Here is a 7,643-nt window from a genome sequence, read left to right as displayed (position 1 = left end):
ATCCATTCAGGATCCATTTTTGTTTTCACTGAATTTTGGAGTCCATCCACATTTGGTAGTACCGCAGCATTCATGACATCAGCGATGAACTCGGTAAGATCAAGTTTTGAAAAATCGACACGTTGGAATTCTTCGACACTGAACCCCCCGCAACTTGGACTTTCGGGAGTGCCCCAACCTTTCCCAATTTGGGGTTTTCCCTGTTCGTTAATAATTTTTGCTAATTTTGAGTTGTAGCAGCAGTAGGCTTCAGTAGTTTCCAGGCACGCTCCAAAGACCTTTTTCGAGCAATAACTACCAACCAAATGACAAAGATTGGCGCCACGGTGCATACCTAATTTCTGCTCTTCTGGTTCGCAAGATCTTAATTCCATGACAACTTGAATTGCGACGGCAATGGCAAAACTATATGGGTCGAAATAGAAACCACCACCTAAACCATATACGGGGCCCCCTAACAGCCCTGTAGCTGGAATGGCACCAAACGAATAAGTAAGGCCATACATCCCAATCTGGAAGTCAGCACCAGCAGCATGCTCGAGGCCGAACGCTTTAGAACCACTTTGAACCCAGGCAGAATTGTCATAGGCGAAGTCATACATGTATTTTGAGCCGTACTGAACAGCCCCAAATGCAGTGCTCGTAGCCAGTGACCCCATAATCGAGTTGTTTGACTGTGCTCCGCCGCTCTTCTCGCAGCAGTTCTTGATGCCCCCATATCCCTTCGCGCAGGTTTCAGCTACACCATCAAAGAGACCACCATTGGCTCCATAAACACCCGCCTCTCGGGCTGCTTCTTGGGCAGCAACAGCTTTTGCGAAATCGGTGTCACTAGGATAACCAGTATCCCAACAGACGCCCTGGTAGCATGAAGTCTTTGTACTACAGTCTTCCGTCGTTGTGGTCGTCCCTTTTTGTGTAATGCAGCTATATGTCACTTGCTTCATGACGCAGCCAATTGGGTCCGTGCTTTGGAGGCACACCTCATCAATTTTTTTGCATCCCTTATCCACGAACTGTTGGCAATCATTTTGTTTATTCGGGTTGATGCAGGAATAATCGTCTTTGTACCTCCAGCAAGCTTTGTAAACAGGAAGTCCGTTGATGACACGAGTTTCTGGGCCTTCTACACAGGTGTGAGCAGCTAAGTAGCAAAGTGGGTTATCGGTATAGGACTTACATTGACTAGTGTCGAGTTGATCTTTAGTTATGGTGTAGGTGTTACCCAGTTTTACTGTATTTGATGGCGTAGGCAACGATGGGTCGCCGCAACGGAATGTCCGTTGCTCTGTCAGACAAGTGCCGTCCCATGCAGCTGAAATGCAAGAGGTGCCAGTTTGCCAGCAGCCTGCGATCTTAGAAATTGCCGCACAATAGTCAACTGCGTTCGGCTGAATGCACTCGTATGTATCTTTAAAATCCCAGCACCCCCCAACTTGAGCTAGTGTCACATTAACGCCAGATACATTTTTTGATGGTGTGGTATCGACGCAAACGGAGCCCGTCTTTCTGCATGATGCTGCGACGACAGGATCTAATATGCATGGAAACAGAAGCAAGAATAGAAGTGCTTTTATCAGTTTCATCGCGACTTCGCCTCTAGGTCAATACACCCGTTAGATATAACAGATCCAACAACTATTGGCGTCGAGGCGATACCTTGAATAGTAACGGAGCAAGGGCCAATTTTGTTTGCATTGATGCAAACCAAAGTTATTTCATTATTACCTTCGTGAATATACCCTGTGATATCAATATTAGGTGCTTCGCCTCGACATCCTGAATTGCAGCCGTCATCGTGATAGTTAGATAGAAAATTGTTATATTGATCAAAAAGCGAGGAATTACCGGTCCGCGAGTTAGTTACTATGCGACTATTTCGTATGTCATGACCCGCCCACTCACCGAAAATGTTTTGGTATACGACCGCACCGTTAATCAACAATTGGCCATTGTTATCTACTCTGTATCCGGTTAGAGTAAAACTTTGCGGTGTCCCCTGGACGGATAGGTTCATGTTAAAGGTCTGTGAAGTCCAGGTAGGAACATTGGATCCTTGATCGACTGAGTAGTTGAAAGGCTGTGGTGCCTGTAGAATCGTGGGCACTGCACCGCGATGGCAATCAAACGACTGAAGTGCGTTATGAGTCGTGTTACATAGATAGTTTGAATCTGCGTCCACTTCGACTACTTGCCCCATGGTGCAAGCCTTGGCCTCGGATAAATTGTATTCATTGCATACTTCGGTCGCATATATGTCGGGTGTAGTTGTTGTTTTTGTGGTGCACTGCTGTGTGACGTTTCCACCAGTCGCGTTGTTAATCGTGTCGCCAATACCTTTAACGATCGGATCGTTAGGGCTGACAGGGAATTTGACTTTGTCCTCAGGGTTTTTGGCGAGGAAGTTAACGGCATCACATTCCTGGTTCGCCACTTTGTCGGAGCCCGCAACAGCCGTTTTGCATGTGGTGATTCGGGTCGCACCCACGTTAAATAATGATGAAGAACCAAAATTCTGTGATTGAGGTGGATTGTTCGTGTAATGCGGCATCCCTTGAGCGTTTGTGTTGTTCACTTTCGACGACAATTTGTTGAGGTTGCTTTTCCCCAATGCCAGGCCGTCTGTGTGTGGGTCAGCAGTAACCTGACCTGCTGACATCACCAATGCCAGAAAACCCACGACCGAAAATAATTTCCTTGTCAGTTTCATTCGGCAGACACCTTGTTGATCTTTACCTCAGTCTGGGGAGATTTCGACCAGTCGACCGATTCCGCTGGAGGAAGTCCGTCCGTGCAGAGATTCATCCCCCAGCCAACCTCGAGGGGGCCAGTGCCACCCTCTTTCTTTGGTACCTTGGCCTGTGTCATCTTCACACCCAGTTTTGCGCAATCTGGCTGCTTAAACCGGCCAAGAACCTTGGCCTCGACCAGAATGGGTTCGTTAGACCCTGTCTTTTTTTTCCACGCATCAGCCTGTTCGCCCGTTAGCTCGGCGGATACATGCCCTTGTTTGATAGCGGCGAAGAGAATGTCTTTTGCTTGGTCAGCTTGAGCGCTAGCGGAAACAAAAATGAGGGTTGCTACGAGCCCGGCAGTGGAAAGGCGAGGAAAAAAAATTGGCGAGTTCATAATCGCTCCTTGGGTGCTGGAATCAATAACGCGTATGTATATTACACGTGAGTCCAAGCGCAATCTATCAGAATCCGTTTCCGTTTTGGACCTGGCCGATGACTAAATATCTGAATTTAAATTTGCTGTTCTCAGACCCTGTTTACTACCTAGTCCCTTCGCTGTTGCTAGGGGTGTTCATGGCGTTTCAACGGCGAACCTGGATAGCCATGAAATTCCTGCAATTTACTGGCGTGCTCGTGCACGAAATGCTGCATTACATAGTGGGATTTGTGACCATGGCTCGGCCGAGCTCTATGTCTCTAGTGCCCAGGACTGATGGGGGAAGATTGGTGCTGGGGTCTGTTGGGTTCGTAGGGCTGAACTGGATAAATGCTTGGATAACCGCCCTCGCGCCCTTACTGGCCTTGCCGATTGTTTACGGGTTGGCCAGCTGGCGCTTGACCCAGGGACCGCAGCATTTCCAATGGGTGGACATTCTGATTTGGGTGGCGTTTGCCCCCCAATGCCTCAATTGCTGGCCATCACGAACGGATTGGAAGCTGGTGCTTATTTCATGGCCTTTGATTGGCCTGCTTGCAGCGTCCATTGTTGCGTGGATCTGGGGGCATGGTTAATCCGACCGGCTTGCCTGAAGAATTGTTGCTTCGTAATTCGGGCGAACCATGTTCTCGTGTGACGAAAGCCAGTTGGTAGCGAAATGCGTCGCCTCATTTTCCTCTTTGGTGGACAGTCCGAACGTCCCCAGGCCGCTTGCGTTTAGACCTACCTTGTTTCGATTAAGGCCTGCATAAATTAACCACCAGGAAGCGGCCATCTTTCGGTTTTCATCCATCCCCTGCCCGCTCTTGTACATCGCAGATAAGATCGCTGGTGCGTTCGGTTCGCTCGCCTGGGCGGCTTTGGTCAGCCACCCAAAAGCTTCCGAAAATTCCTTGCGTTCGTAGAGGATGCGACCCAGCAAGTAATAGGCGGTTACGTTACCCCGGTTGGCGCCTTCATTGGCCCATTTCCATGCAAGGTCCTCGTCCCCTTTTTTGAGGTAATACAAAGACAAGCGCACTGCCGCCAAATCCACGCCAGCCGACTTAACTGCATCCTCAAACATCAACATGGCTTTCGCTTCGTTTTTTGGCACCCCGCGGCCTAGAAAGGTCAGAACAGCCAAGTTGTACCGGGCAAGGGGAAAGCTTTCGCTGGCAGCTAAAAAATAGGCGGCTGCGCCAGTGCTGTCTTGCCGCACGCCTTCACCGCGATCGAGCAGGTAACCCACAATGTTCTGTGCCCTGCTGTTGCCGCCCTTCGCCAGTTCGAATAGCTTCGGCAGGGCCTGTTTGTCACCGCTTTTCCAAGCAGCCCATGTGCGCAACACTTCCCCTCCGCCACGTGCAGTGGACAGCAGGCCTTTCATGGCGCTTGAAATGTCCGTACCGATATTCGATGTCGGCTGCGCTGACTCGAATACTTCAGCGGCCGATGTCGAGCTACCCGTAGTGGCCGATTCATCTGCAACCGCCACCGAGCAAGCGAGGGCCAAGGGGAGCGCCCAGAATGCCGCGTATCGATTCTGAGATAACATGTATTGATACACCTTGTTTATTGGTACGCGTAATGTATTCTTTGCGGCATGAAAAGACTATCCCTCTTATCACTGCTCGCAGCCTTGGTGGTTGGCCCCGGCAGCGCTGATGCGACCTGCTTCGCTGAGGCTGCTGCTCGATACAAGGTCAGCGAAAGGCTGCTGCGCAGCATCCAGGTTACCGAAAACGTTTCCGGAAAGGCCGACATCATCAACACCTCGAACTCGGATGGCTCAAAGGACATCGGGTTTATGCAGATCAATTCCTGGTGGCTGCCCAAACTGGCCAGTTATGGAATTGGTGAGAGGGATCTACTGAACGCCTGCGTTAGCGTTAACGTCGCTGCTTGGATACTGGCAAATAACATCGTTACGTATGGCCGCACTTGGAAAGCTGTTGGTGCGTATAACAGCCCACACGTAGAAAATCAGCGCATATATATTCAAAAAATCATGAACAATTACGGACGCTCTTTATGAAGCAGATGTTAAGCGGTTGTTTTTCCCTGATGTTAGTCGGGTGGGTCCTGTACACCATTGCCCCGGAGGCCCCGTGCGAACGGGTTGAGCGCGGGGCTTTGCCTGTGCGGGTTGCCTTTGATGGCGTTAGGTGGGCAGGGAGAAACTACCTTAGTACTGATGCCAGAATCGACCTCCTTTCATGGAGTTTAGAGGCTGATGCAACAACTCAAAGTTTTATCTCTCGTTTGTTTTACGGACCAACTTTGAACTGTAAAGCCAAAGCCTAATTAGCGGTAGGAGGTCAAAATGATCAAAGAGCCCCCATTATTTATTCACAGTGGCCCTCATGACAAGGTGGGTGCCGATTACCTAAATAGATTGTTTGAAACGGCCGCGAAGTTAAAAGCACCCGATATCCACATGCAGTGGGTAAGTGATCGGGTTGTAATTCAAATGCGGATCGGCGACTTCATGCAGCCCGTCGAAATCATCGGTGCCAGCCTTGGCAGAATGCTTGATGACAAGATTCGCGCTCGGGCCAACATGGACCTTTCGCAACGTCATGCTGCAATCGATGGTCGCATGTCGCTGCGGTATCCCGATCGTGCAATCGATGTCCGTGTGAGTGTTCTGCCTTGCCACGGAGGGCAGAAAATTGTTTGCCGGTTGTTGGACCAGTCGAACGCCAGCATGTCGATAGACGATATTCACATGCCGGCGCTGGTGAAGCACCACTTCATGGAAATGCTGAAAGAACCTCAGGGCCTTATTTTAGTCACTGGCCCTACTGGTTCAGGCAAGACCACGACGCTTTACGCTGCACTCAACGAGCTCAATGACGGGACGTTGAACATCAACACCCTCGAGAACCCTGTTGAATATGTTGTCCCAGGATTCGTGCAGGTCAACGTAACTCCTTACGTCACTTTTGCTTCAGGGCTTCGTGCCCTGCTTCGACAGGACCCCGATGTGATTCTGGTAGGTGAAATCCGTGACGCCGAAACCGCCGCGATTGCGATGCAGGCCGCGAACACCGGACACCTTGTTCTGTCGACGTTGCACACCAACAACGCGGCGCAGGCTGTTCCGCGGCTTATCGATTTGGGTGTCGACAAACAGGCATTGGCTTCAACGCTGCTGGGCGTGATCGCTCAGCGTCTGGTTCAAACCCTCAACAATAACGTTCAGCACCAGTGGACTGACGTAACAGACGCTGAAGTGCATTGGTTGAAGTCCAACGGGTTGCCGATGATCCAGGGGCAAGTGCCACGTGCGACGGCAAAAGAGGCATTCTCTGGTAAGCGGCCGATTATCGAAATGATCAAGTCAGATAAGCATGTTCGAGCGGCAATTCTCGGCGACGGCGGTGAGATGGCGGTTCTCAATGCTGCTACTCGTCAACCGCAATTCGATACGTTGGGGCAGGCAGGAATTCGGATGGTTTCCGCAGGGACCACGACGATGGAACTTGTCCAACGGCTAATCAAGGACGACTCGGTAGCCCCCAGTGTCCGACGGATAGGAGATGTTCTTCTCGCCCAAGGTTTAGTCAGTTTTGCCGAAGTGAACGAGGCCGCTGAATCGCAGCTTGCGCTGTTAGTAGAAGGCAAGGTCCGCAAGGTCGGGCAAATCTTGGTTGATCAAGGGTTGGTTACCCAAGAACAAGTTGCCAGGGCACTGGGATACACCGAGGGCGCCGTTGATTTCTTGTTTGAACTGGCAGCACGCAGAATTTTGCCTTACGACGATGTGAAGTCCGCCGTTCGGACTTGGAGTACAGAGCGTCATCAGGAATCACTTTTCGATTTGGTCATTGAGCTGAAGCTCATCACACAGGAAAAATTGGATGAAGAAGTTTATCGCTCGGATGGCCGTCGTTACGTCGCTGATGTCGCCCCTGTTCACGATGGCTCAGGAGCCGGTGCCGTCGTTGCCGTATAGAGAGGTCACCGTGCAGACCCAAGATGCCCGCAAGGTCTTCGTGTTCTTCTCCTTCAGTTGTCCGGTCTGTGCAACCTACGACCAGGTTCTATCGCGATGGTCGCAAACTATGCCTGCTGGGTGGAGTGCCGAGTTTATTCCCGTGGCTGTACCCGACAAGGGTAACTATATGGCAGCGCGGGCTTTTTACGCGGTCCAGGATGCCGATCCCGCTCGGTTGCCGGCGTTTATGTCGGCCGCATATGCACAGATTCATGAGGGGGGGATGGAGATGGAGAACCCCCAGACCTGGGCAAAGGCTGTCGCCGCGGCGAAGGTACAAGGGTTTGAAAAGGCATGGGTAAACGTGACGCAGGCTCGACTGGAGAGCGCATTTGCCAAGCTGCTAACTTACGGTGTCGATGCGACTCCTTCGTTGGCGATCGGTGGTCGTTACGTAATCAATCCAGATAGTGTCATGGGCGATTCTGGGATGTTCATCCAGCTTGCCAACGGGATGGTGAGTAAGGTGATTCAAAACCGATGATGCATA

8 protein-coding genes are annotated in these 7,643 nt (G+C 50.9%); 4 read left to right on the top strand and 4 right to left on the bottom strand.

What is annotated here, in order from left to right; translation table 11 throughout:
* The 3 genes from H7995_RS26705 to H7995_RS26695 form a co-directional block, all read right to left on the bottom strand.
* A partial coding sequence (locus H7995_RS26705) for a conjugal transfer protein TraN (protein WP_185819200.1) occupies nucleotides 1-1,586 on the bottom strand: 1,586 nt, incomplete at its 3' end.
* Nucleotides 1,583-2,710 carry a hypothetical protein gene (locus tag H7995_RS26700; protein WP_185819199.1) on the bottom strand — a complete coding sequence of 376 codons (1,128 nt, stop codon included), beginning with the start codon at nucleotides 2,708-2,710 and terminating at the stop codon, nucleotides 1,583-1,585. The genes H7995_RS26700 and H7995_RS26705, both read right to left, overlap by 4 nt.
* On the bottom strand, nucleotides 2,707-3,129 hold the full coding sequence (locus H7995_RS26695; RefSeq protein WP_185819198.1) for a hypothetical protein: 423 nt from the start codon (nucleotides 3,127-3,129) through the stop codon (nucleotides 2,707-2,709). Before H7995_RS26695 ends, H7995_RS26700 begins: the two co-directional genes overlap by 4 nt.
* A 98-nt stretch (nucleotides 3,130-3,227) precedes the next feature.
* Between H7995_RS26695 and H7995_RS26690 the strand changes: the two genes are divergently transcribed.
* A complete protein-coding gene (locus H7995_RS26690) occupies nucleotides 3,228-3,746 on the top strand; it encodes a hypothetical protein (protein WP_185819197.1) in 519 nt (172 codons plus the stop codon).
* Here H7995_RS26690 and H7995_RS26685 read toward each other — a convergent pair.
* Entirely contained in the window at nucleotides 3,743-4,708 is a 966-nt protein-coding gene (locus H7995_RS26685; RefSeq protein ID WP_244647830.1) for a tetratricopeptide repeat protein, read from the bottom strand. The two genes, H7995_RS26690 and H7995_RS26685, sit on opposite strands and share 4 nt — an antisense overlap.
* Before the next feature lie 48 nt (nucleotides 4,709-4,756).
* On the opposite strand from H7995_RS26685, the gene H7995_RS26680 reads away from it, so the two are divergent.
* The 3 genes from H7995_RS26680 (at nucleotide 4,757) to H7995_RS26670 (ending at nucleotide 7,637) form a co-directional block, all read left to right on the top strand.
* On the top strand, nucleotides 4,757-5,188 hold the full coding sequence (locus H7995_RS26680; protein WP_185819196.1) for a lytic transglycosylase domain-containing protein: 432 nt from the start codon (nucleotides 4,757-4,759) through the stop codon (nucleotides 5,186-5,188).
* Nucleotides 5,189-5,476: 288 nt separating this feature from the next.
* Nucleotides 5,477-7,111 (top strand): GspE/PulE family protein, encoded by a 1,635-nt coding sequence (locus H7995_RS26675; protein WP_185819195.1) that lies wholly within the window; start codon nucleotides 5,477-5,479, stop codon nucleotides 7,109-7,111.
* On the top strand, nucleotides 7,017-7,637 hold the full coding sequence (locus H7995_RS26670; protein WP_244647829.1) for a thioredoxin domain-containing protein: 621 nt from the start codon (nucleotides 7,017-7,019) through the stop codon (nucleotides 7,635-7,637). Before H7995_RS26675 ends, H7995_RS26670 begins: the two co-directional genes overlap by 95 nt.
* Nucleotides 7,638-7,643: the final 6 nt, after the last annotated feature.

The organism is Pseudomonas kielensis (genome assembly GCF_014236655.1).
Classification (GTDB): Bacteria; Pseudomonadota; Gammaproteobacteria; order Pseudomonadales; family Pseudomonadaceae; genus Aquipseudomonas; species Aquipseudomonas kielensis.
This window is presented reverse-complemented; position numbering and strand designations above follow the sequence as displayed.

What these genes read in the sequence shown, in the direction of transcription:
- H7995_RS26675 (WP_185819195.1), top strand. Translation starts at nt 5,477, where the DNA reads ATGATCAAAGAGCCCCCATTATTTATTCACAGTGGCCCTCATGACAAG.
- H7995_RS26695 (WP_185819198.1), bottom strand. Translation starts at nt 3,129, where the DNA reads ATGAACTCGCCAATTTTTTTTCCTCGCCTTTCCACTGCCGGGCTCGTA.
- H7995_RS26685 (WP_244647830.1), bottom strand. Translation starts at nt 4,708, where the DNA reads ATGTTATCTCAGAATCGATACGCGGCATTCTGGGCGCTCCCCTTGGCC.
- H7995_RS26680 (WP_185819196.1), top strand. Translation starts at nt 4,757, where the DNA reads ATGAAAAGACTATCCCTCTTATCACTGCTCGCAGCCTTGGTGGTTGGC.
- H7995_RS26670 (WP_244647829.1), top strand. Translation starts at nt 7,017, where the DNA reads ATGAAGAAGTTTATCGCTCGGATGGCCGTCGTTACGTCGCTGATGTCG.
- H7995_RS26690 (WP_185819197.1), top strand. Translation starts at nt 3,228, where the DNA reads ATGACTAAATATCTGAATTTAAATTTGCTGTTCTCAGACCCTGTTTAC.
- H7995_RS26700 (WP_185819199.1), bottom strand. Translation starts at nt 2,710, where the DNA reads ATGAAACTGACAAGGAAATTATTTTCGGTCGTGGGTTTTCTGGCATTG.